Here is a 24564-nt window from a genome sequence, read left to right as displayed (position 1 = left end):
ATAATTGTAAAATATTCTGCAAGGAAGTCAATTACTTTACTGCATCTGACAAATATACACATGTTAATATAGTAAATATATAAGCTTGCAAAACTGCAACAAATACTTCAAATCCTATTAGTGCAATTATAAACAAAAAAGGTGCAGGTGTAAAAAATATGTTCATATTTATGACGAATCCTGCTATCACTTTGATGATTGTATGACCCGCAATCATATTTGCTGCAAGCCTTATTGATAAACTAATCGGTCTTACTAAATAAGCAAATAATTTAATAATGATGATTATAGGTGCAAGCCACGAAGGAGTTCCTTTTGGTAGCAATATGCGTAAAAATTCTACTCCTCTTTCTTTAAACCCAACAATCGTTATATAAGTAAAAACCACCATTGATAAAGCGAAGGTAACTATCACATGACTTGTAACTGTGAAACTATTAGGAAGAACACCAACTAAATTACACGATAAAATGAAAATAAATACTGTAAATATCAAAGGAATGTGCTCCAAACCTTTGCTTCCAGTGTTACTTTCTATTATTGAAACAACAAAATCATATACATATTCAACTGCAGCTTGCAAATATCCTGGTATTACTGCACCTTTTCTTATTCCAAGGAGCAAAAACAGTACCATTAATATCACCGAGATCATCATAAAAAGAGATGAGTTGGTAAAGTTTATGTCATACCCAAATAATTTTGGTAGTTCTATTATTGTATATACTTTAAATTGTTCTAGCGGATTTAACGCCATTTTGACCCTGTATACTTAAACTGCAGCAGTAAATAAAGTATAAATTTTATAAAATAAAGTCAAGAATTAAGATAAGGAGCTCTGTATTATTATAGCATTAACATATTAACAAAATATACAATTAAAATGCAAATTATAGTCAGCTACCAATCTTATTCTAAATTCTTGACTTAACATCTTATTTTAACTATAATTTAATTTTAATATGGGGCAATTATGAACGAAATAGATTTTACCAATCCACCTTTAAATTTAGAACAGGAATGTGGTAACGGGTACATCAAGTTTACAGATTATTCTTCTAACTCAGACACTGGTCTTTTCCACATGGCAGGTGAAATGCTAAATGAAAGCCATGATGTTATAGGAAATTTCACTGGTGATGCTTACATTTATAATTTCCATATAGATGATCACAATATGAACATTCAACTCTGCATGGAAATGGACTGCAAAGGTGATATAAAGAAAATTCTTTCTTTGTAGAAAAAGTAGGCTTCTCCTTCGTTTTTTACAATTAGAGAAGCTACTCACTACAACAAGCTTTAAAATCATTATATTTTACATTACAATAACTTTTTTATTTTCTGTTAAATAAATGAAGTTCACATTATCTTGGTTATTAGAGTACTTAGAAACCAATGCTAGTTTAGAGGAAATTACTGATAAATTAACTCACATAGGGTTGGAAGTAGAGAATGTGATCGACAATTCCAGATTGGCCGGGTTTGTTGTTGCAAAAGTATTAGAAATCGCACCTCATCCAAATGCTGATAAATTAAAATTATGTAGAGTAAATGATGGAAGTAAAGTTCTGCAGATAGTCTGCGGAGCAAAAAATGTTAAAGAAGGCATGAAGACTGTACTTGCATCTCTTGGTAGCACATTGCCAGAAAGCAACTTTACAATTAAGCCTACAAAAATACGAGGAGTGCTAAGTGAAGGGATGCTCTGCTCTGCCTCTGAGCTTTCGCTGACTCAAGATGAAAGTGAAGGAATAATCGAGCTTTCTGATGATTATAAAACAGGAGATAAATTTTTCAATTGCGATCCTGTAATTGACATAAACATCACTCCAAACCGTGGAGATTGCTTAGGCGTATATGGAATAGCTCGAGATTTAGCAGCAACTGGAATTGGAACGTTAAAGGCTTCAAACATTCCACAACTTGCCTGCTCTATAAATTCACCAGTAAACGTCAAAGTTACTGACGGGGAGAGCTTTATTAGTGGAATATACATCACCAATGTAAAAAATAAAGAAAGCCCAAAATGGTTAAAAGATAAATTGGAATCGATAGGAATGCGCTCCATTTCTGTAATAGTTGATATTACTAATTACATCATGATATCTTTTGGCCGCCCAATGCACGCATATGATGCAAAGAAAATAGAAGGTGAGCTCATAGTATGCAAAGCAAATGATGGAGAAAAATTTATTGGTTTAAATGGTAAAGAATATTCATTAAATAAAGAAATAAGAGTTATTTCTGATGATAAAAATGTTCATGGAATTGCTGGAATTATGGGCAGCAAGTATAGCGAATGTACACTTAAAACTACTGATATCTTTTTAGAGTCTGCTTGGTTTGACCCCATCTCCATCACTAAATCTTCAAGGCAGCTAGGCATCTCCACAGACTCAAGTTACAGATTTGCACGTTCAATTGACCCTGAATTTACCCTTGATGGACTCAATCTTGCAGCCAAAATGATTTTGGATTTATGTGGCGGAGAAGTGTCAAGCATAGTGTCTGCTGGCAATTTGAATAAGGCTGATACCAAGATAAATTTTGATTATCAAGATGCAAACAAACTTGGAAGTGTATCTGCATCACCTAATGAGGTATTCGATATTTTAACAAAGCTAGGGTTTAGTATCGATAAAAAAACCGAAGGTAATTGGAATATACAAGTACCAAGCTGGAGACCGGACGTAACCATACCTGCTGACTTAGTTGAAGAGGTAGTAAGAATATACGGCTATGATAAAATAAAGGAAGAGCAACTAGCAGAAGACGTTACAGTAGAAGAAGAGACACAAGATGATTTGCGCATTTTAATGACAAGCAGAGGGTTTCATGAAGTGATAACTTGGTCTTTTATGAGTGAATCAATAGCTGAAAAGTTTGGTTACTTGAATAAGTTATTCATTATCGATAATCCATTTAATAATAACTTCAATATAATGAGGCCAAGTGTCATACCAAATTTGTTGCAAGTCACTGCAGATAATATTGCTCACGGGATATCTGATCTCGCAATTTTTGAAATTGGACCAATTTATAATGGTGAGGCTCAGTCTAAGTACGTTTTAAGTGGAATTAGATCAGGAAATAATTCGCCGAAAAACCACTATAACACTGATAGAAAAATAGATATTTTTGACGCAAAGGCTGACCTCATAACAGCTTTGGAACTTTTTAATGTCAATTGTGATAATTTAGCAATAGAGAGAGCAGAAAAAGAATATTATCACCCAGGAAAATCAGGCTCCTTATCTTTTAGAAGTAAAATAGTTGGTTATTTTGGAGAATTGCATCCGAGTATATTGGATTTTTTTAACATCAAACAAAAAATTGTAGGCTTTGAGTTGATATTAGAAAATATCGAAAATTTACCTATAAGTAGAAAAAAATTTATCGATTATAAATATCAAAGTGTAAAACGCGACTTTGCATTTATTGTAAATAAAGATGTAGCAGCAGGCAGTATAATCAATATGGTGAAAAAAAGCTCAGAGCTCATCACAGAAGTTTTGATATTTGATGTATATCATGGAAACAATATAGAATCGAATAAGATGTCTATAGCATTTTCAGTTACTTTCTGCTCTCCAACTCACACTTTAACTGAAGAGGAAATCCAAAAAGAATCAAATATGATAGTCAACTTAGTGTGTAAAAATACTGAAGGAACTTTGAGAGCTCATCATTAAGCCGTAATCGCCGTTTCCTGATTTTGCTGTGTCACGTTTACTTCATCCAATTTATTCCCTATCTTGAATTCAATATCCTTGAAAAACCTATCCCACATTCCATGCAAATGCTCTTCTACTTTAGGCCATACATCATTTTTAAATGTCGTTCCATCATCAGAAAATAAATTACCCAAAAAAACTCCTACTTCCTCATAACTTGATTGAAAATGTTGAAGAAATGTCTCTACTTCCTTATGAGTATCATGTGCCACACTCAATGCTTTCCCTTCTGTGCTCTTATCCCCACGCATTGCAACGGCAAGACCTGTTTGAATATATCCCAAGCCTGTCCTAATAGCTTTTATAGGCTGCAGCCATGAACTCTTATCACTTTTTGGTACATTATTTACTATATTTTCCACCAACCTATTTATTAAAGGAGACAATAAATCTTGACAAAAATGTTTGATATTGTCTTTTGTCTTAATCACAGGACTTTTTATGCACTTTTCTGCAAAATAGTACTCAAGTTCTGCTCTCTCTAATAATTTCTTAATTGCTTCTTCGTTAAAAGTTTCATGCTCGAACGCCTTCAGTAAATCATCTTCTATTATTGCAAATTTTATTTTTTCACGAGATTCTAGTTCTTCTCTATAATCATTTATTGTTTTTTCATTTATCAATAATCCTTTTTCTTCCAATTTCAACTGTTCTAATGTTTTTAGAATTTCTTTGTTATTTTCTAAGTGCTTCTGTACTAGCTTTGTATTTGGATGCTTTTCTCCTCTTCTCTCTTGCTCATCTTTTAAGTACTTATTTAAATCCTTACTCCCTTCTATTATTTTTCTCAATAGCATAGGTTTTTCAGGTCTTTTTAAGTATTTTTCAATTCTCACTCGATGTGAATTAATCTTTTCTACTAGATCTGGTGCCTCCCTTTCTAATAACTTACATGAATTCTCTATACCCTTTGCTTGACCTTTAAATAAATTTTGCATTTTACATTTCGTTATTTCTAAATACATCTTTGCTATAAAATCATTCACTTTACCTGAAGCTTCTTCTAAACTTTCCCCATTCAAAGGACCTTTTATCTCCTCTTCTAAATCTCGAAACTGGTCTATTAAGCTTAATATTCCTAACAGGCTTAACTCACCCTTTGCTTTTCTCATTACTGATTTTACTAGTCTTCGCTTAACTTCTTGATTACCATATTCGAACTTAAAAAGACCTTCTAATCTTCTTTTTAAATTATCCTCCGCTAAGCTATTCTTTTTTATAATCTCGTATATTCCTTTCAATTTTGCATGTCCCTTATCTTCTCCTGCTTCTTTTAAAAAATCTCTTAATTTGCTTTCTAAAACACCATATGTTGAGTTATTCTCTTTTATATCCTTAAATATTTTTTTTAATTTTTCGTGTATCCCATCTGGTCCCTCCTCTTCTAAAAAATCTTTTGATTTCTTTTCTAAATTATCGTTTGTGAAGTTATTTTTTTCTTCATCATATACTTTTTTCAGTTCTTTATGTATCTTAGTATATCTTTCTTCTCCTTTTTTCTTTAAATCCTCAATTCCTTTTTTAGCATTATTTAGAGCTTCTTCTGTTTTTTCAGGATTTATATCCTCATAAACATCAATAATTGCCCTCTCAGCTATTTTCCCTTCTTCTTTAAGCCGTTCCCATTCTGCTTTAAATACAGGAAGCTCACTATCTTCTAAGATATCTGGTACTTTTGCTCCTGCTTCTCTCAAATCTTTGATTATCACTTCTTTCTCATTTGGTAATTCCTTACCTTGACTTTCTAATTTCTGTTTCACTAAAGTATTTTTTAGCTCATCCTCCAGTGCAAAATCTTTTCCCCGTCTATTTTGCTGAAACTTAATTGCTTGTATAAAAGCAACTTGATAAGCATTTTCTATTAAGTGAGTTGTCAACTTAGAATCTATGCTACTCACCACTTTCAGCCTGAATTTACTCAATAATTCCTTCGGTTTATCATGTGTATCTTTCTTTTTTGGACTCACCAGCTTTCCCATAGTTCTTGCGCATTCTTGAATCGAAGTTGCAAGCACATTCTTGATTTCACTATGTAAGGGCTTAAGACCATTTTTTAAATTGATGTTAGTTGACAATTTTAGTACGATATTGCGCTCTGAATCCCGCGTTACACTAAACCACTGATTATTTTCACTCTCACATAAGTCTCTAAGTAATTGTTTAAATTGCGGTGGAAACTTTATTTCCATATCATATGCAATGCTTGACTCAGAAACCTCCATTTCATGAAAAGATACCTCTATATTTTGGTGCTTATTAGAATACTGCCCCATACTTATTTTAAGAGCAGTAACTAAAGAGTGAGATAACTCTCTATTTAAAAGATAAAAAGTAGCCAAAGCAACTGTTGCAGGAACGATTAAGGCTACAAGCACAGTCACATTAACAAAAATTGCCATTGCAGCAAGAGCGCCATATGCCAATCTTTTTGGCACACCTGTTTCACTCTTTTTTGTCTTATCTTCCACTACACCTTCTTGTGTCTTGCTATTTGCTTTAAATCTACTGTATATGACTAACCCCAGCGCAGTAAAAGCAATATAAGGGAGCATTAAAACTGACAGAGCTAAATTTAATATTTTCTTCTCTGGGCAAGCTCTGTTTATCTCTTTCAATATTTCGCTTGACATATTATACCAGGAGGTAAAAAAGTCAGAATTATAATCTTTATAATGAAATATACTGAGTGGAATATCAAAAGTAGCAGCCTTGCTATCAAAGAATTCTTCCACTTCCTCTAAATCGTAAGTAGATTCTTGTTGTTCCATAGCATCAAAAAACTCTTCCTTCTCCTCTGAAGTAGCAAGACTTAAATTATTTCCTTCTTCTACATTAGAAACAGCTTCCACAGCATCAAAAAATTCCTCTTCTTCTTCCGAAGTAACATCGGAAGTAGATTTTACTTCACCTGAACCATCACTGTTGTTATTTAAATCAATAACTTCTCTATGACCATCTGCAACAACTTGATTCATATCACCACCCTACTTAAAGCAATTTAAGTATAGCATAAACATTACTAACTTTGCAACTTTATTAACTTAATACCAACTGTCAAACCTTGGTATTCCTTAGAATAGAAATCGGCCTCAATCTCTTTATTAGTGTCCAAAGATAAGGCAAGGGTCTGATCTTTTATATATTCAACCCATGTATTTATTGCTTCCTTAATTTTTTCATCTTCTGCTTTAATTATTACTCTGATTCTATCTGATATATGAAAATCAGCTTGTTTTCTAGTTTCTTGAATAAGCCTCACAACATCTCTCGCAAGCCCTTCTAGAATTAGTTCATCATCGAGCTCAGTGCTCAGAATAACAATCCCTTTATTGTTATCAAATACAGAAGAATATTCACTGTTTGCTTTTAACAATAGTTCATATTCACCTTTTTCTATAGTATAGTTCTCTGTTTCATCCCCCAGAAATATTTGCTCATTCTCAATTTGCTTCCACTTTTCTTCTTTGACATATTGAACTAGTTTCTTGATTTTATCTGCAATCTTCTTACCAAGTAGCGGAAAATTTAGTTTTAGCTCTAGTGATGCAATATCTTCAAGTCTGTTTACTAATTCTAATTTTTTTACATTTACCTCATCTCTTATTATCTCTTGATATTCATTTTTAAGGAAATCGCAGGAAGACCTATGATAAATGGTCATACTGCCAAGTGGCTGCCTGATGCGTATATTAAACGTATTTCTGATGGATAATGCAGAGTTACATATCTCTCTTACCAAATCCATCTTGGCAATGAGTTCACTGTCATATCTATCTGATTGTGGAAAATCAGCCAAATGAACAGATGTTTCTTTGTACTTAAGCCCTTGCCATATAGTCTCTGTTATGAGTGGCAACAAAGGAGCTGCAGCTCGAAGCATGTAATAAAAAACTGTGTATAGCACATTATAAGCGTCGGTTTTATCTTGATCTAAGTCACTTTTCCAAAAACGCTCGCGACTGCGACGAATATACCAATTATTTAGCACTTCAAAAAAATCTGTCAAGATTTTGCAAGCTTCCTGAGAGTTATAGTTGTTCATAGAAGCTTGGATGCCTTCCACAGCTTCAAAACATTTTGAAATCATGTAGCGATCAATAGTACTTTGATAATCTTGACAAATCTCAGCTTTAATTCCATCTGCATTTGCATACATAGTAAAAAAGTGATAACTGTTCCAAATAGGTTTTATTACGTTTTTTAGAACATCACGCACTAAATTTCCTTCTTTGTCGAGTAGTAAATTACCACCGCAAACAATGGAACCAGACAGCATAAGAAAACGCAGCGCATCAGAACCATATTTGTCAAAAACCTCCATTGGATCTGCATAATTATTAAGACGTTTGGATAATTTCTGCCCTTTCACATCAAGAACCACACCGTGGCATATGCAGTTCTTAAATGGCTCACTGTCAAATAAAGCAGTGGAAAGCACAAAAAGCGTATAGAACCATCCTCTTGTTTGTGCTATATATTCAGTGATAAAATCCGCAGGGAAATTTTTCTCGAACCATTCTTTATTTTCAAACGGATAGTGAACTTGCGCGAACGGCATCGAGCCAGACTCAAACCAACAATCAAACACATCAGGCACACGACGCATAACTGATTTTCCTGTTGGATCATCAGGATTTGGTCTCGTCAAAGTATCGATAAACGGTCTGTGCAAGTCATCTATCTTAACATTAAAGTCTCGCTCTAGTTCTGCTATTGAGCCATACACATCCACTCTTGGATATTTTGCATCGTCTGATTTCCACACAGGAATTGGAGTACCCCAGAATCGATTGCGTGAAATAGACCAGTCGCGCGCTCCTTCAAGCCATTTTCCAAATTGACCATCTCTAATGTGGTTTGGTATCCAATTAACTCTCTTATTTAGCTCTACCATTCTGCTTTTGAATTTTGTAACGGCAACATACCAAGAAGGCATAGTGCGGTAGATTAAAGGAGTGTCAGTTCTCCAGCAGTGTGGATAATTGTGAATATATTGCTCAGTTTTAAACCAGCTCCCCCGCCTTTTTAATTTCTTGATTACTGTATCATTGGCATCAAAAACATGAACTCCTGTTAAATCTGAAACTTCTGCAGTAAATTTCCCACCGTTATCAATTGGACAAACAGCTCGAATATCATGGCTTTGGCAAAGGTAAAAATCTTCTTCACCAAATCCAGGAGCAGTGTGCACAACACCAGTACCATCTTCTCCTGTAACATAATCAGCAATGAAAACACGGAACGCATTTTTTGTATCTTTAAAGTAATCAAACAGTGGTTTATAAGGAAGACCTGCAAGATCACTCGCTTTAAGTTTTGTATTACAGTTTTCATATTGAATATTGCTTTGTTCACAGTGGCTGACAAATTTCTCTAAATAACTTTCAGCAAAGATGCAGACTTCACCATTTACTAACACCATACAATACTCAATATCCTCCCCTACTGCCAGTGCAAGATTGCTCGGCAACGTCCAAGGCGTTGTAGTCCAAGCAAGTAATCTACATTTTTGTTTAAATTGCTTTGGATTTTCTAAAAGTTCAAAAGCAACAGTTACAGCTTTGCTAATTTTTTCTCTATATGCATTATCAAGCCTTGTTTCAAAATTAGAGAGTGGAGTTTCGCACGCCCAGCTATAGGGAACAACGCGTATTGATTCATACACCAGACCTTTATCATAAAGCTGCTTAAATGCCCACATGACCGACTCCATGAATGACTTATCCATAGTCTTATAGTCATTGTGAAAATCTACCCATCTTGCTTGTCTATTTACATACTTCTCCCATTCTGATGAAAATTTCATCACAGAAGTACGGCAATTATTATTAAATTTTTCAATGCCAAATTTCTCTATCTCAGTTCTACCAGATATTCTAAGTTCCTTTTCCGCGCCCATCTCAGCCGGTAGCCCATGGCAATCCCAACCAAATCTGCGTTCAACCCTTTTTTGCAGCATAGTTTGATATCTTGCAAATGCATCTTTTATAAAACCAGTAAGCAAGTGTCCGTAATGCGGAAGTCCATTTGCAAACGGAGGCCCATCATAAAATACAAAACAATGATCCTTGGAACGTTTCTCGACTGACTGCTCAAAAATTTTATTTTCCTGCCAAAATTTTATGATTTCCTTTTCTAGCAATGAAAAATCAGGACTGCTGCTTGTATCAGGATAATACTTCATATTCATTTTAACTGGATAAAATCAAAGAATATAGAGCTTTCTGGAAAATTACAAATCCAAAAACTCTGTTTCTATAAACATTGATAGGTATTGACATTATTATACAGCATATTAATAAATCAGACTTATTTACTTAAGTTAAAGATGAATAAAGACAATAACAGTTGGCCTTATCAGAAATTTCACGATGCTAACAAAAATAATAGTAAAAGCAGCGTTATTTGGAGATCGCTTTCTTATGAATATAATAATTCTGGAAAGGTTGAAAAAGTACACTATCAGTGGGAAAAGAAAAAAAATCCCGCAAATCTATTATATCAAGTCTCATATGATTGCGTAACAGAGAGTTGTAGTCCCTTAAGGATTAAATCTAGATAGCTTATAAACTTATAAAAACACACAAAGTGCTTCTACATGAGAGCATAGGAGCACTTTTCTCTAATTAGGCAGCGCATCCCAACAAACTATTTTGCCGAGCTTCCAATATCCTTACATTTACTATTTTATCTTTGTATTTATCGTCAGGATCATCAACGCATACTGATTGCATGTATGGGCTTTTACCAATAATTTGATTTTGGTGTTTACCTTTTTTATCACTGAATAGAACAGATACAGTTTTGCCTATCATACTCTGGTTAAATTCAAGTTGTTGTTCACTAATTAATTTCTGTAAACGAAGAAGGCGCTCTGTTTTAACCTCTTCTGGTACTTGATCTTTTCTTTCCGCCCCTGGCGTTCCTGGCCTTGGGCTATATTTAAAACTATAAGCCTGAGCATATTTTATTTTTTCTACTAATTTCATAGTTTTTTCAAAATCTTTTTCAGTTTCTCCAGGAAAGCCAACGATAAAATCAGAAGAAAATTCAATTTTAGGTTTCAATTTGCGCAATCTGTCTATTATTCCCAAATATTCCTCTGCCGTGTGTTTTCTATTCATTGCATGCAATATTTTATTCGAACCTGACTGCACAGGTAGGTGAACAAACGGCATGAGTTTTGATTCCTCCGCATGTACCAAGTAGAGAGATTCGTGCATATCTCTTGGATGAGAAGTTGTGTAGCGGATTCTTTCTAGCTTTTCAATTTTAGCAATGTGACTAATTAATTTTCCTAAATCCCACACCTCTCCTTCGCACTCTCCATGATAAGCATTAACATTTTGACCGAGCAAATTGATTTCCCTTGCCCCATTTGCAACTAACTTCAATGTTTCACGGAATATTTCATTTACTGGTCGTGAATACTCAGCCCCGCGTGTATATGGTACCACACAAAACGTACAAAATTTATCACAACCTTCTTGTATGGCAAGAAACGCAGAAGACCCCTGGCTATTGCCATAGCATTCATCTGGCAATTTATCAAACTTCGCAACTTCTGGAAAATCAGTATTTATTACATGACCTTTACTTCTGCTTGCTTTGACTATTAACTCCGGTAAAGCAGAAATACTCTGCGGACCAACAACAATATCAACAAAAGGAGCCCTTCTGAACACTTCTTCTCCCTCTGCTTGCGCTACACATCCAGCCACCACTATGGTCATTTCCTTATTTTTTTGTGATGAATGGATTCTTCCAAGCTCTGAGTAAAGCTTTTCTGCTGCCTTTTCTCTAATATGACAAGTATTCAATATCACCAAATCAGCTTGTTCTGCATCACTAACAACGTTGAACCCTAAAGGCTTAACTATATTCTCCATTAAAATGGAGTCATAAACGTTCATCTGACAGCCGTAAGTTTTAATATATAGGCCTTTCATATTTAAAATTCTTCACACAAATTCTAGCAAATTATACGAAAAACTGAATTCTAGTACAACAGCCAATAAAGATTGCTTGACAAACCTTCTCGCTTTCCTTACTCTAACAGTAGAGGTAGTTTAAGAGCTCAAAAATCTATCTTCGTCTGCAGACTTTTTAGTCAATTTTTCAACAAAAAACGTACTCTTCAGCACGTGTTCAAATTCTGTTGTATGTGCGCTGCATTTTCTTTCTAATCTTTCAGGAGGATTTTATGTCCAGAATTCCAGATACTTAACCTTTATTCTTAAGCTAAAAACCGATTGGTACCTATGGTTTTTATAAAGAAAGTGCAAAAAATACTTTAAAGAATATGAAATAAAGGTAGAAAAGGTTTGAGTAACCAAAAACTGTTTCCAGGCATAAATTTGTCATGTATACCAAAAAGTAATTACACTAATATAATATTCACACTTATATGCTAATATAGATATATATACTAATTAAAGAGCATGTTATGCAAGAAGAAGTATCAGATTTTACAGATGCTCTTTGTCAAAATAAATGTGATTCCTTTCGAGTGACACTCTCCTATATCTTTCTTTAGGTTATACAGAAGTCTAACACAATTATAGAACAAGCGTAAAAGTTCTGGTAAAGTAGTTTTATTTACAAAAAATATGCTACTTGATATTGAAAAACGCAGCATAACAAATGCACTGTGGAAGTTACAAGAAGCAGATCAAAGGGAGATTTTTACTCTTATACAGAGATTTGAGTTGCCAGAAATATTAGCAAGAATATTAGTTGCTCGTGGTGTTAACATAGAAAATGCACATGACTTCTTACACCCACTAATCAGATCGCTATTACCAGATCCCTTTCACCTCCTTGATATGGATAAAGCTGTTTCTCACATAATAAAAGCAATAAACAATAATGAGAATATTGCAATATTTGGTGATTACGATGTTGATGGTGCAACGTCATCAGCATTGATTAATAGGTACCTAAGAGCGATTGGGACACACTCTATAATCTATATTCCAGATCGTGTTGATGAGGGCTATGGATTGAACACAGATGCTTTATTACAACTTAAAAAGAATGGTATTGATTTATGTATTTCTGTTGATTGCGGTACGCTTGCATATCAACCAATAGAAGATGCAAAAGTCTTTGGACTTGATATTATAGTTGTCGACCATCACCTTGGAACAGAAAAATTACCAAGTGCTGTAGCAGTTGTTAATCCCAACCGCCTTGATGAGAGCTCTCCTTATACTAATCTTGCAGCAGTTGGAGTGTCATTTCTGCTAATTGTTGCTCTTAATAGAAGCCTACGTGAGCAAGGATTTTTTACCAACAAAAAAGAACCAGATTTATTTGATCTACTGGATTTGGTTGCTCTTGGAACTGTTTGCGATGTTATGCAGATTACAGGCCTAAATAGGGCTTTTGTTTTACAAGGATTAAAAGTTATGTCAGCAAGAAAAAATGTTGGCTTACGTGTTTTGTTTGACGCTTTGGGAATCCTTGAAAAACCAAGTGTTTCACGATTAGGGTTTAGCATTGGACCGTGCATAAATGCCGGAGGAAGAATTGGAGAAGCATCGCTCGGTGCAAGGTTGCTTTCCACCGATGATGATGATGCACATTCAATCGCGCTAAAATTAATAGATTTAAATAATGCAAGAAAAATGCTAGAAAATGAGGCTATTTTGGAAGCTACAACACAAGCAGGAAAATTTGCACAATTAGGTGTAAATTTTATAATGGTAAGTGGCAACTGGCACCAGGGAATAATTGGTATAATTGCATCAAGACTAAAGGAGCAATTTCACTTACCAACGATAGTAATATCTTTAAATAATGGAATAGGAAAAGCAAGCTGCAGATCAATTTCTGGGGTAGATATTGGTGCTGCGGTTCTTTCTGCAAAATTTACCAACCTAATCATTGAAGGTGGTGGTCACAGTATGGCAGCAGGATTTTCGATTAAGGAAGATAAAATAAGTGATCTACATGATTTCTTTACTGAAAGATTTGCAAACTCCACAAACGATAAAACTATAAAAGCTGATGGTATAGTAACAGCTAAAGCAATAAACTTATCCCTGTGGAATCAATTGCAACGCTTAGAGCCATTTGGTGTTGGCAATCCTGAACCGAGATTTATCATCCAAGGAGCAAAGATAAGAAAGCCGGAAGTTATAGGAGTTGATCATATAAAATGTTTTATTGCTGATGATAATGTTATGGTAAAAGCTATTGCGTTTCGCTCTGCAAATACCGAGCTTGGCTCTGCTATCATGCAGGGAAATGTTAAATCAATTTTAGGTAAAATCTCTATGAATTATTGGAATGGAAATGAATTTGTGCAGTTTTTAATAGAGGATGTATTGACCATTAGTTGAGTTACTATTTTACAATAATTACCTGTCAATCTCACCAAAGACTATATCGAGTGAACCGATAATTGCTGCAATATCAGCAAGCATATGTCCTTTTGCCATGAAGTCTAAGGCTTGTAAATGCGCAAAGCCAGGTGCTCTTATTCGACATCTATAAGGTCTATTGGTACCATCTGAAACTATATATACTCCAAACTCGCCTTTTGGTGCCTCAACAGCTGTGTAAGCTTCACCTTCTGGTACACTATATCCTTCTGAATAAAGCTTAAAATGATGGATCATAGCCTCCATCGATGTTTTCATTTCTGCTCTTGGCGGTGGAGAAATTTTTCTATCTTCAGTTTTTATTGGCCCTTCAGGTATCTTCTCTACGCATTGCTTCACCAAGCTGATAGATTGCCTAATCTCCGCCATTCTTACTAAATAACGGTCATAACAGTCACCATTTTGGCCAATTGGTATATCAAAATCTAGCTGATCATATATCTCATATGGCTGGCTTTTTCGCAGATCCCAAGCAAGCCCAGCAGCACGGAGCATTGGTCCACTAAAGCCCCAATCAAGCGCCTGTTTTATTGATATTTCACTAATTCCTACAGTGCGTTGCTTCCATATTCTATTTTCCGTTAAAAGTTCATCAACATCATCTATATACTTTGGAAATTGCTCTATAAATTTTGCAATATCTTCAATCAAACCTTCTGGGATATCTGCTGCAAGTCCACCTGGCCTTATATAAGCTGCGTGAAATCTTGCACCTGAGGCCCTTTCATAGAACTCGAGTATTTTTTCTCTCTCTTCAAAGAGCCATAAAAGAGGAGTCATCGCCCCAACATCAAGTGCTTGAGAAGATATATTTAGTAAATGATTTAGTATTCTTGTCAGCTCACAAAACAAAACACGCAAATATTTTGCTCTAATTGGAATTTTACATTGCAACAATTTCTCTACACACAACGAATATGCATGCTCTTGTGACATTGGTGACACATAATCAAGGCGGTCAAAGTAAGGCAGAGCTTGAAGATATGTTTTATGTTCTATTAACTTCTCAGTGCCGCGATGCAAAAGTCCAATGTGGGGATCTGCCCTCTCGATCACTTCACCATCCATCTCTAAAACAAGACGTAACACCCCGTGTGCAGCTGGGTGCTGAGGGCCAAAGTTTAGCATCATTGTCTTTAGATCAGGCATGCTTGGTAGCTTAAGGTATTGGAATTGTATAGGGTAAAATGTGCTTAAAGTCAATAGGCTTCTTGTACAAGCTATAACTCATCGTTACAATAGAAAAACTCTCAAAAACTTCACCACTTCTTCATGATCTGATAGACAATGTTTATGTGTCACATACAATTATTGCACTTATGTTGATCAAGGCAGCGAAATTATGTATAGATAATTTTGATTGAGAAATAGTTTTTCTACTATATAAATTCTACTTTAGAGTAATCAAAATCAATGAAAGACAATAAATATAGTTTAGGTTTAAGGATCATTCATTGGTTAATGTCTGCTTTTATTATTGGCATGCTTTGTTCTGGGCTGTACATGAAAAGTTTGCCGATTAGCAGTGAAATTAAATTCAGCATATACGCTGTTCATAAGGCTTGTGGTATCACCGTTCTTGGATTAATTATAGTACGTATATTTTTTCGCGTCTTTACTTATGTTCCGCCATTACCAGCCAATTTTTCTCGATTTGTAATCAATGCGAGCAAAACGATACACTTTGGTTTATATGCTTTGATGGTGCTAATGCCACTATCTGGTTATGTCATGTCTTCTGCTTCTAGCAAAGAGATTAAATATTTTTTCCATATCCCTTTATTAATTAACCATAATGAAGATCTAGCTAGTGCAGCTAATCAGTTACACTCGATACTTGCATATTTTATGATACTCTTTATAGCCTTGCATATAATTGGTGCTTTAAAACACACATTTATAGATAAACAAAACATTTTTAAACGTATGATATAGGTTGTATGTTAAGTAGCCTCTGGAAAAAAGGAACAAATTTTCTCGGTAGTGAGTTTGCCATAATGGGTGGTGCTATGAGCTGGGTTTCAGAGAGAAATTTGGTTTCAGCAATCTCAAATGCTGCTGGATTTGGCGTGATTGCTTGCGGTGCAATGTTTCCAGACTTACTGAAAAAAGAAATCATAGAGACACAGAAATTAACTAACAAACCATTTGGTGTAAATCTAATTACTATGCACCCAAAGTTGAGTGAGTTGATAGATGTGTGCATTGAAACGAAAGTAAGCCATATAGTGCTTGCCGGTGGACTACCAACGAAGCCTAATATAGAAAAAATCAAGAGTGCGGGCATTGAAGTTATGTGTTTTGCACCAGCATTAAGCCTCGCGAAAAGGTTAGTAAAAATGGGAGTAGATGCGTTAATAATAGAAGGTATGGAAGCAGGAGGACATATCGGTCCTGTTAGCACTTCTGTTCTCGCACAAGAGATATTACCTCATTTTAAAAATGAGAAAACACCGGTATTTGTTGCAGGTGGAATAGGAAGAGGCGAAATGATAGTGAACTACCTAGAAATGGGAGCAAGTGGCTGTCAAATAGGTACATTATTTGTCTGCACGAATGAGTCAATCGCTCACAAAAATTTTAAAGAAGTATTCATCAAATCAGCTGCGCGTAATGCTGTATCTTCTGTGCAGATTAGTGCTGATTTCCCTGTAATTCCAGTAAGGGCTATAGCTAACAAAGCAAGTGACGATTTTATGGAGCATCAAAGAGACATTATTGATAAATATCAAAATGGAGAAATCTCAAAAGAAGATGGGCAGCTTGAAATAGAAAAGTTCTGGGCTGGAGCTTTAAGAAGGGCAGTAATTGATGGAGATGTTGAAACAGGATCTTTAATGGCCGGTCAAAGTGTTGGCATGGTTGATAGAGAAAAGCCTGTAAAAGAAGTGATAGATATGTTAGTTCAACAGGCAAGCAATTATGTTGAAATGTAAAATCAGTAATCAGCAAAGAAAATAGTTAGCAAATTGCTATAATTATTCGCAATAAGGCATAACCGCCCAGTTTTAATGTAAAATTAACGCTAAAGAGGTATTCATACATTTTATTTATATGAGAGGAATGTTATGTTTGATTCATCATATGAGAAAAGAGTGCTATTTGATAGCGCAGTAGGAAACAATACTTACTCATCTACTAGCGATCCTATCAGAAGTTCACAAATCTCAGATAAGAGAAAGGAGAAAACAGGGAATTCTTCAGCATCAAAAACGAAAGAGTTGCACGAAATTATACACAAAAAGGTCACAAAAAAAGACATAATCATGAAAATCTAAAAAAGGGAGATGGAACTATCGCAAAATGCATAGAGTTGTTCAACAAAGGAGCTGATCCGAACATATTAATTAAATTAGAAAAATTACTGAGAGAGCAAGAAAAATATTATAATTATTACACCGAGAAATTTCTTCCAGAATTGGAAAAAGAAGTAATGGGATCAGAAGTCGGACTTCCAGTATTTAAGAATGAAATAGAACAATCACAAGGATCACCAACAAGAAGAGGGAAAACATTAAAAATAATTTCAGAGATTACTAAAAAGAGCAACAATAAAGATCATTCTAGTATCACTATTCAAAATCAGAAAAGTCTTAGAAGTAATCAAGCAAATAGACAAAATAATACTATGGAACTATTTAACAAACAAATTCTTTCTGGTGAAGTTGAAATTCCCAAAAATTCAGGTATTAATCCTCTGGAAAAGGATTCTTTAGCTAAGGGTGTAAGTGGAAAAGGAACCCCTGGAATATATAATTCCTTGAGAAGTTCAGGTCGTTATGATGCTTCAACAATTCTTACATCAAAACAATCGCAAGCAAGAAAGAAGATCACACAATCACAATTGAATAGTCAATCTGATCTTTCGATTGATAGTAAATATTAAAAAAATGAAAAGCCTAATATAACTGTGAATGCTGTAGAAGTGCCAAGTGGTGCAAATACTTCTAAACTCAGTAGTAGTGATTTAGATAGTCGAATAAATTCATCTAGCTTGGCATCAAGTAGCAGAAGGAACAGCTTAACTTCAGTAACAAGCATTTCATCTGAGGAAAGTGTACACTTAAAATTAAACCCTGCTGAGGAAGATAATAGTTTGCAACTAGAAGATGAAGGAAAAACAAAATTAGCACATCCGAACAAAACAAGGCCCAAAGGCCCAAGCGGAAGAAGATCCCCTTCTAAACATTATAAGAAGACTGAAGAAGGGCCTCATTGTGTGATCTCAGTGACAGGCAGTAAGGTAAAAGATACAATGCAATCCAATAATTATGAAAATAATAGTAAAATCAAAAACAAAAATCTTCACGTCGCACTTGTAACAAGTTCTGCTCTCTTAGCAATAGGGTGCATTGTTGCAGGAGCAATGACATCAGGATTAGTAGGAGCAGGACTGTTTGTGGTGGCTGCAGTGTTTGCTACAGCAGCAGCTGCTGAATTTTGTTCAAATATTCTGTCAAGTAAATTGACATCCATTAGTGTGAGTCCTCTTGTTGATAATAAAGGGCTAACACAGTGATAAAAGTTAAATATGAGTTACTTATGGTGAGCAAGTGAATTCGGTTCTTGCCTATTGATGTAAAAATTGTTACATTTGAGGAGTATCTTAAAGGTATTTAGCTGATGCATATTCAATTGGGTAGAGTTTTTGCTATTGTAGCCCTGTTAAGTTTTATTTTCATGTCGTGTTCTAGCAAAGCAAGTGATGAATTGAAAAATATACCAGGAACGTTGAAAGAACTTATTTCTTCATTTTCAGTTAAAGATACTGTAGAAAATATGAGTCCCTCAACAATTATAGGTTTATGTATAGCTACAGTGATACTCGCAGTAGTGTTCAGAGGCCTAATTTTTTTCATGATAATATTTGGCGTACTGATCATGATGTTTGGAAGCACAGAAAAGGCAACAGATTACCTGAAAGAAAAATTCAACTTTGCAAAGGACATACAGTTACAATCCAATAACAAAAAAGAAGATAAGGATTAAGTAAGATAGATGATTCTTTATTATCTTTTTATTGAATACGCATGATATTGTATGCAACCAAAAGTACCAGCCACTAGCTCTAATTCTGAAAAAAAGAACAATTTAGCGTTACTAGAAAGTATTAATTTAGATTTTATCCCTTATGCTTGCCACTACGATGAAGAAACTATACTAACAAAACAGGGGGAATTATTAAAAACAATCAAATTAGAAGACTATTCTTCAGTTGATAACTATGGTGATCTTAGAACTGAAATTAGAAAAAGTATATCAAAAAATATCAAGAGTTTATATTTTACCGTTTGGATTCACACTGTCCGTAAGCGCAATAAACTGAGCTTACAGTGGAATAAAACTGCAGACTTTTCCGATCAGCTACACTCAACGTGGTTTAATAAACTAGTTGATAGTAAACTACAGTATATAAATGAATTGTACATTGTGGTGTTACTTAGTGATTTTGGCAAAAATATTAATAATGCATTTTTTTTTGGCGGGATAAAGAATAGGCACAAGTTATTTTTACAAAAAAATCATCAAGAATTACAAAAAATAACTGACCTGATTCAAAAAGATTTAGAACCTTTTGGAGCTAAAAAACTGGGCCTTAGGTCTAGTGAAGGCAAAATATATTCTCAAATGATGGAATTTCTCCATTACATTATTACATTAACGCACAAAGATTATCCAATATGTGAAAGGGATCTATCGCAGCATGTGAAAAACCTAAAAGTAGCTTTCGGTTTCAATAAATTTCAAACATCGTTTGAAGGTCAACAGAAGTTTGGTTCTATTTTTTGCATAAAGGAATATCGAGAAATCCCCTTAGAAAATATAGATAGGTGTTTGCAACTTGACTCTGAGCTTATCATCACAGAAATAATAATATTTACTAGTAATAATAAAGCAGTAAAAGAATTTAAAAAACAAATTAATATACTGCAAATCAGTGAGGACAATACCTTACTTCAAAACTCAGGAATAAATGAAATAATAGAGCTTGAAAAAATTTCTGCTATGGATTTTTGTCAACAGAAAATTATTGTTACAATCTTTGCAGATGATAAGAATAGGTTAGGTAAAAATATCAGCGATTTATCCTCTGTAATGTCGTTAATCGGGTTGATGATGTTTAGAACTGATCTGCACATGGAAAATCATTTTTGGGCACAGCTTCCTGGAAACTTTGCTTTTGTTACACAACCAAAAAATATATTAGAAAAATATGCTTGCAGCTTTGCTATGTTGCATGATTTTACATCAGGTACGTTAAAAGGAGGAAGATGGAAAGAAGCAGTAACAGTTTTTTTTTCAAAAAAAGGCAGTCCTTACTTTTTTAACTTTCATGGAAAGAAAAATAATGGTCATACCACAATACTTGGAGCTCCAAATTCAGGTAGAACCTCACTGATCAATTTCTTACTTTCGGAATCAAGAAAATTTAACCCTAGGATTGTTATACTGGATAATACTGGAAAATCAATAATATTTACTAAAGCAGTAAGCGGCCAATATTACATAATTGATCCAAAATATAAAGATACAAGTCTAAAATTTAACCCACTGAACATTGAAGATAGTGCTTCTAATCGCAATATGCTTGTTGAATTGATCAAAAGGATGGTTGCAGATGCAAGTTTGGTAGACGCAGAAGAAAAGACAAAAAAAATTGTAGATTCTATATTTGCTATACCAAGAGAATCGCGCTCTATTTCTCAAATTTCTGAAGTGCTTTTACTTCTTGGAGGCAAAATAAGTAAATGGTGTGGTGAAGGTGAATTTGCTTACTTATTCCAAGATGGTGATGAGTCAGATATTGACTGGGGAACAAAAACTATATCCCTCAATACTGCAAATCTCACTAAGCAAAAAGAATGTATGTCCGTGATACTTTACTATTTCTTATACTCTTTCGAAGCAAAATGTGATGGCTCACCTGCAATACTTGTTTTGGATGAAGCATGGGAGGTAAGTAATATTTTTCCTACAGAGGGAGAGTTTGACGATTGGATGCAAAGAATGACAAAACTCAATGTTGTGGTGATTCTAAGTACTGAAAACTTAAACCTAGCATTTGCTAGCAAGTTTACTCAATATTTAGATAAGCATGTCGATACGAGGATCCTGATGCCGAACATAAATGCAAACAGGTTATACATGAAAGCATTTTCTCTGTCGAAAGAGGAACTGAATGTCATTTTGCAAACACCAACACAGGAAGGTTTATTTTTGATAAAGCAATACAAAGGTTTAGTAACTTTAAATCTAGATTTGAAGAATATGAAAGAAATACATGTACTTTCAGCTAATAAAGAGACTATAAAGTATATGTATGAAGCAATAAAGGAAAAAGGCGAAAAAGTGAGTAAGTGGTTACCGGCGTTCTATGAAAAATGTAAAGCTTAATTTTTTATTGATATTCTCCTTGATATTTTGTCTTTCTTATCAAGGATATGCTGATTGTCCAACATTTGTAAAAAGTAATACTGAAATTGAAGCTACAGGAAGTAAAGCAGGAAAAGGTATTGCGAATTTTTTTAAAGGCAAGTGGAGCGATTTAGATTTTGACGAAAAATTATTGCAATTTATTAAAGTTACAGCAGTAAATAATCAGGGACCAGAAGGTTACTTCGATCCAAAGATTAAGGTCTGCGATTACGAAGGGAACGACAACTGTTATATATTATCCAGTGGAACATTCTGCCGCCAGATATATGGAACGCAGAGTACAGGAGCTGGAGTTTCTGCAGCAGCTTTTATAGATTGGGAAGGAGATAAAACAAAAGCTGGAGGAGAAATTGCCCAAGGTCTTGGATGGGAATGGGCAGATGGTGTTACTGATGAAGAAAAAGTAAAATTTGCTAATGCCCCTAAAATATGCGCTTGTAGTCAAAAGGGGGCTTGTATGCCAGGAATTTCTTCATGGGGCTCTAGAGTATTTTCTGGGGAAAATATTTTTCGTCCTGGAGAGATGGAAAAAGCTTGTGATACATGCTATCAAACAAAAGTAAAGTGTGCCCCTGTGCAACTTGCACCTGGCCCACCTGCATTTTGTGAACAACTTGCGATGTCACCACCACAAGTTAGAATTGTTCCTATAACAAATGAAGAAAATGATTATTTCCATCCAAGAGTTGGAGTCATTATTGGTGAGCTGAAAGAAAGAAGAGAGCTACCTTTTCCACGCGTTATTTCAAGTAATAAAAACATTCAAAGTGCTACATACTCTATTCCAGATAAAGATACCCACCATCACTTTAAAACTTATAGAAAAAAAGGTCAGCTCTGCACTGAATATTATGGTACTGAGAGAGAAGAGTCCAAAAGAAAATTACAATTTCCTGCTCGCTGCTTCCCAGCGCCACCTGCTCCAAAGATTGAAGAAGTGAGCATACCAAAGCCTAATGAGGGTAAAGGCGAAAATACGCTAAAAGTAAAAATGAAGATGAGTGAGAACGTTTGTACTTATGACGCACGTGGAACTCACAGTAATGGCATCTGTACTTTTTATGTTAATAAAAATTCTCCTACATATGTTGGCCATCTACCTTTAAAAGTAGTAAAGCCAGCAATAGTGGCAAAAACAACTGATAGCAGTAACAGTAAAAGCGACATCGATAGCGTAATAGAAGGTATATTAAAAAATAATTCGCAATTTGAAGTTCTAGAAAAATATGGATATGTTCCCGATATTGAAACAGAATGTAAAGAGCTTCAGAATGGTAAGTGCAAACTAGATGGCTCAGGATATCCAAAAGTAGAAATAAAATATAAAGAAAATTCTAAAAGTAAAATGCTCTGCCTTTCTGGGTGGCAACCAGAACCAGAGGAGTTTGTTCTTAAAAAAGAAAGTAAGCTAATATCGCTAAAATCAATGGGGGCAAGATACAATAAATACAATACTGTTTATTCAAAGGAGTCTGATCAGCTTTATTATTTTCCCTGTAACGAAACAATTGAGGTTTTAGCAAAGCCACAAGATGCACTGAATGAAATAATATTTAATAAAAAAGGATATATTTCCATTCCTGCTGAAAATAAGTCTAGAGATAACTGCATGGCAAAAGAGGATAAAGAGGTAGATACAAAACAAAATTGTGACAAATGCAAAATAGTATATGAGTTAACAGATGGAAAGTATGAAGAAAAAAACTGTAATCACGGTGATGATGGTTGCCTCTGCTTTGATGGAGTATGTAGTCGCTCAACACAGTATGTATATAAGAATGATAAACTATTTTACTTGAGATATGAAGAAGTGGATTGCAAGGATAAGGATGGTAAAACAGTAAAAAACGAGAAAGGTGAAATACAAAAGTGCACACAATTAAAAAATCAACCGATTAAAGCAAATAGAACAGAAGTCTTTTATGCTGATAAATTGTGTAGGTTCGATTTAGAGGGTTTAAAAAAGAGATTACGTGAAATAATAATAGCACAATTGAAACATAAGAAGAAGATTATTGAAGACAGGGATCAAAAACTTTATGAGCTTGGAGATGGCTATACAGATGATCTGTCAATGTATGATTACGTTGAAATAGAAGCATGGGGAGGTGGTGAAGCTGGTCATATAGCTGATAAAGCTCAGTCTACTGTAAGTAGACTAGGAATGCCAGGTGATTACATTAAAGCTAAACTGAGAGTCAACCCTAGTTATCCATATATTAAAGTAAAAGTGACAGAAGGAGGTGGTGGACAAGAAGATGATGAATCTAACAAGGATGGGGGACCAACTTTAATAAAAATGTGCAGAGACTCTTCAGAAACAATTTGTAAAGATTTAATTACTGTTGCAGGCGGAGGTACATACAGAACCTATGGGGGAAGGGATTACAAAGATACAATAATTCATGAACAAAGTTTAAAATTAAAAGAAGAAATTAAGAAAGGGGACAAGCTAAACTCTAGTAAAGATAATAAAATAGCATATATAGAAAATGGTGAGATTGGGTATAAAGATGTAACAAAATGTAGTAAAAACTACGTGAATAAAACATATGGTGCTGGTGGTTGTATCAACGAAAGCAGCAAAAGTTATAGCAAGGGCGCTCCTGGTTACGCAAACATTAAACCTATATTTGAGGAAATTAATGAAAAAAGAGTAAAAAAAATAGATGATGCTATTGAAAAAATGATACAAAATCCAGATGATATCACAGGTATTGATGATTCCTTAATAAATAAACTTGATCAAAAGATTATTGATACAATTAAAGAAGAAATTAGAAAAGAATTGTTAGGATTATAGTCAAAGGACCCTGATGGTTGCAAATGGGGTAAAGTTGAATTTACATCACTGAGAGTATCTGTTCAGATGCATGTCAAACCAGTGTTTCTTTTCTTGTATCTCAGCTCCCATAATGTCATCCCAGTGCGTGACACCCATTTCTTTCTAGTGCTTCCTTCCTTGTCATCACAGCTTCCATAATGTCATTCCAGTGCTTGAC

At 34.6% G+C, this 24564-nt stretch carries 17 protein-coding genes; 12 read left to right on the top strand and 5 right to left on the bottom strand.

The window, feature by feature from the left end:
• Nucleotides 1-31: 31 nt before the first annotated feature.
• The gene (locus OPR44_RS01170; protein ID WP_265015083.1) at nucleotides 32-757 is read right to left on the bottom strand and encodes a F0F1 ATP synthase subunit A; all 726 of its coding nucleotides are present in this window, start codon (nucleotides 755-757) and stop codon (nucleotides 32-34) included.
• Between the two features lie 216 nt (nucleotides 758-973).
• On the opposite strand from OPR44_RS01170, the gene OPR44_RS01165 reads away from it, so the two are divergent.
• Entirely contained in the window at nucleotides 974-1243 is a 270-nt protein-coding gene (locus tag OPR44_RS01165; RefSeq protein WP_010402566.1) for a hypothetical protein, read from the top strand.
• 112 nt (nucleotides 1244-1355) lie between these two features.
• Nucleotides 1356-3695, top strand: a complete 2340-nt coding sequence (gene pheT, locus OPR44_RS01160; RefSeq protein WP_265015082.1) for a phenylalanine--tRNA ligase subunit beta — start codon at nucleotides 1356-1358, stop codon at nucleotides 3693-3695.
• Here the strand turns inward: pheT and OPR44_RS01155 are convergent.
• Nucleotides 3692-6712: a hypothetical protein gene (locus tag OPR44_RS01155; protein ID WP_265015081.1), complete on the bottom strand. Its 3021-nt coding sequence runs from the start codon at nucleotides 6710-6712 to the stop codon at nucleotides 3692-3694. The genes pheT and OPR44_RS01155 overlap by 4 nt on opposite strands.
• Before the next feature lie 44 nt (nucleotides 6713-6756).
• Complete coding sequence (ileS, locus tag OPR44_RS01150) at nucleotides 6757-9927, bottom strand: isoleucine--tRNA ligase (RefSeq protein ID WP_265015080.1); 3171 nt, start codon at nucleotides 9925-9927, stop codon at nucleotides 6757-6759.
• Between the two features lie 138 nt (nucleotides 9928-10065).
• On the opposite strand from ileS, the gene OPR44_RS01145 reads away from it, so the two are divergent.
• The gene (locus tag OPR44_RS01145) at nucleotides 10066-10299 is read left to right on the top strand and encodes a hypothetical protein (RefSeq protein WP_010402600.1); all 234 of its coding nucleotides are present in this window, start codon (nucleotides 10066-10068) and stop codon (nucleotides 10297-10299) included.
• 64 nt (nucleotides 10300-10363) lie between these two features.
• On the opposite strand, the gene miaB is transcribed toward OPR44_RS01145, so the two are convergent.
• On the bottom strand, nucleotides 10364-11686 hold the full coding sequence (gene miaB / locus OPR44_RS01140) for a tRNA (N6-isopentenyl adenosine(37)-C2)-methylthiotransferase MiaB (protein ID WP_265015079.1): 1323 nt from the start codon (nucleotides 11684-11686) through the stop codon (nucleotides 10364-10366).
• 660 nt (nucleotides 11687-12346) lie between these two features.
• On the opposite strand from miaB, the gene recJ reads away from it, so the two are divergent.
• Nucleotides 12347-14083, top strand: coding sequence for a single-stranded-DNA-specific exonuclease RecJ (gene recJ, locus OPR44_RS01135; protein ID WP_264375035.1), 1737 nt, complete (start codon nucleotides 12347-12349; stop codon nucleotides 14081-14083).
• 18 nt (nucleotides 14084-14101) lie between these two features.
• Here the strand turns inward: recJ and OPR44_RS01130 are convergent, their stop codons facing one another.
• Nucleotides 14102-15274, bottom strand: a complete 1173-nt coding sequence (locus tag OPR44_RS01130) for an NADH-quinone oxidoreductase subunit D (RefSeq protein ID WP_265015078.1) — start codon at nucleotides 15272-15274, stop codon at nucleotides 14102-14104.
• A gap of 264 nt (nucleotides 15275-15538) precedes the next feature.
• Here OPR44_RS01130 and OPR44_RS01125 point away from each other — a divergent pair, with 264 nt between their 5' ends.
• From OPR44_RS01125 to OPR44_RS01090, 8 genes are all read left to right on the top strand, one after another.
• Nucleotides 15539-16060 carry a cytochrome b gene (locus OPR44_RS01125; protein ID WP_213863969.1) on the top strand — a complete coding sequence of 174 codons (522 nt, stop codon included), beginning with the start codon at nucleotides 15539-15541 and terminating at the stop codon, nucleotides 16058-16060.
• Nucleotides 16061-16065: 5 nt separating this feature from the next.
• A complete protein-coding gene (locus OPR44_RS01120) occupies nucleotides 16066-17061 on the top strand; it encodes an NAD(P)H-dependent flavin oxidoreductase (protein WP_265015077.1) in 996 nt (331 codons plus the stop codon).
• A gap of 132 nt (nucleotides 17062-17193) precedes the next feature.
• On the top strand, nucleotides 17194-17403 hold the full coding sequence (locus OPR44_RS01115) for a hypothetical protein (protein WP_265015076.1): 210 nt from the start codon (nucleotides 17194-17196) through the stop codon (nucleotides 17401-17403).
• 35 nt (nucleotides 17404-17438) lie between these two features.
• The gene (locus OPR44_RS01110; protein ID WP_265015075.1) at nucleotides 17439-18011 is read left to right on the top strand and encodes a hypothetical protein; all 573 of its coding nucleotides are present in this window, start codon (nucleotides 17439-17441) and stop codon (nucleotides 18009-18011) included.
• Between the two features lie 24 nt (nucleotides 18012-18035).
• Nucleotides 18036-18644 (top strand): DUF350 domain-containing protein, encoded by a 609-nt coding sequence (locus OPR44_RS01105; RefSeq protein WP_265015074.1) that lies wholly within the window; start codon nucleotides 18036-18038, stop codon nucleotides 18642-18644.
• A 104-nt stretch (nucleotides 18645-18748) separates the two neighbouring features.
• Complete coding sequence (locus tag OPR44_RS01100; RefSeq protein WP_226079535.1) at nucleotides 18749-19114, top strand: hypothetical protein; 366 nt, start codon at nucleotides 18749-18751, stop codon at nucleotides 19112-19114.
• A 51-nt stretch (nucleotides 19115-19165) separates the two neighbouring features.
• Nucleotides 19166-21520, top strand: coding sequence for a VirB4 family type IV secretion/conjugal transfer ATPase (locus tag OPR44_RS01095; RefSeq protein WP_265015073.1), 2355 nt, complete (start codon nucleotides 19166-19168; stop codon nucleotides 21518-21520).
• Nucleotides 21501-24365 (top strand): hypothetical protein, encoded by a 2865-nt coding sequence (locus tag OPR44_RS01090; RefSeq protein ID WP_265015072.1) that lies wholly within the window; start codon nucleotides 21501-21503, stop codon nucleotides 24363-24365. Before OPR44_RS01095 ends, OPR44_RS01090 begins: the two co-directional genes overlap by 20 nt.
• The last annotated feature ends 199 nt before the right edge of the window (nucleotides 24366-24564 follow it).

The sequence above is a fragment of the Wolbachia endosymbiont (group B) of Camptogramma bilineatum genome, from assembly GCF_947251825.1.
GTDB lineage: Bacteria > Pseudomonadota > Alphaproteobacteria > Rickettsiales > Anaplasmataceae > Wolbachia.
This window is presented reverse-complemented; position numbering and strand designations above follow the sequence as displayed.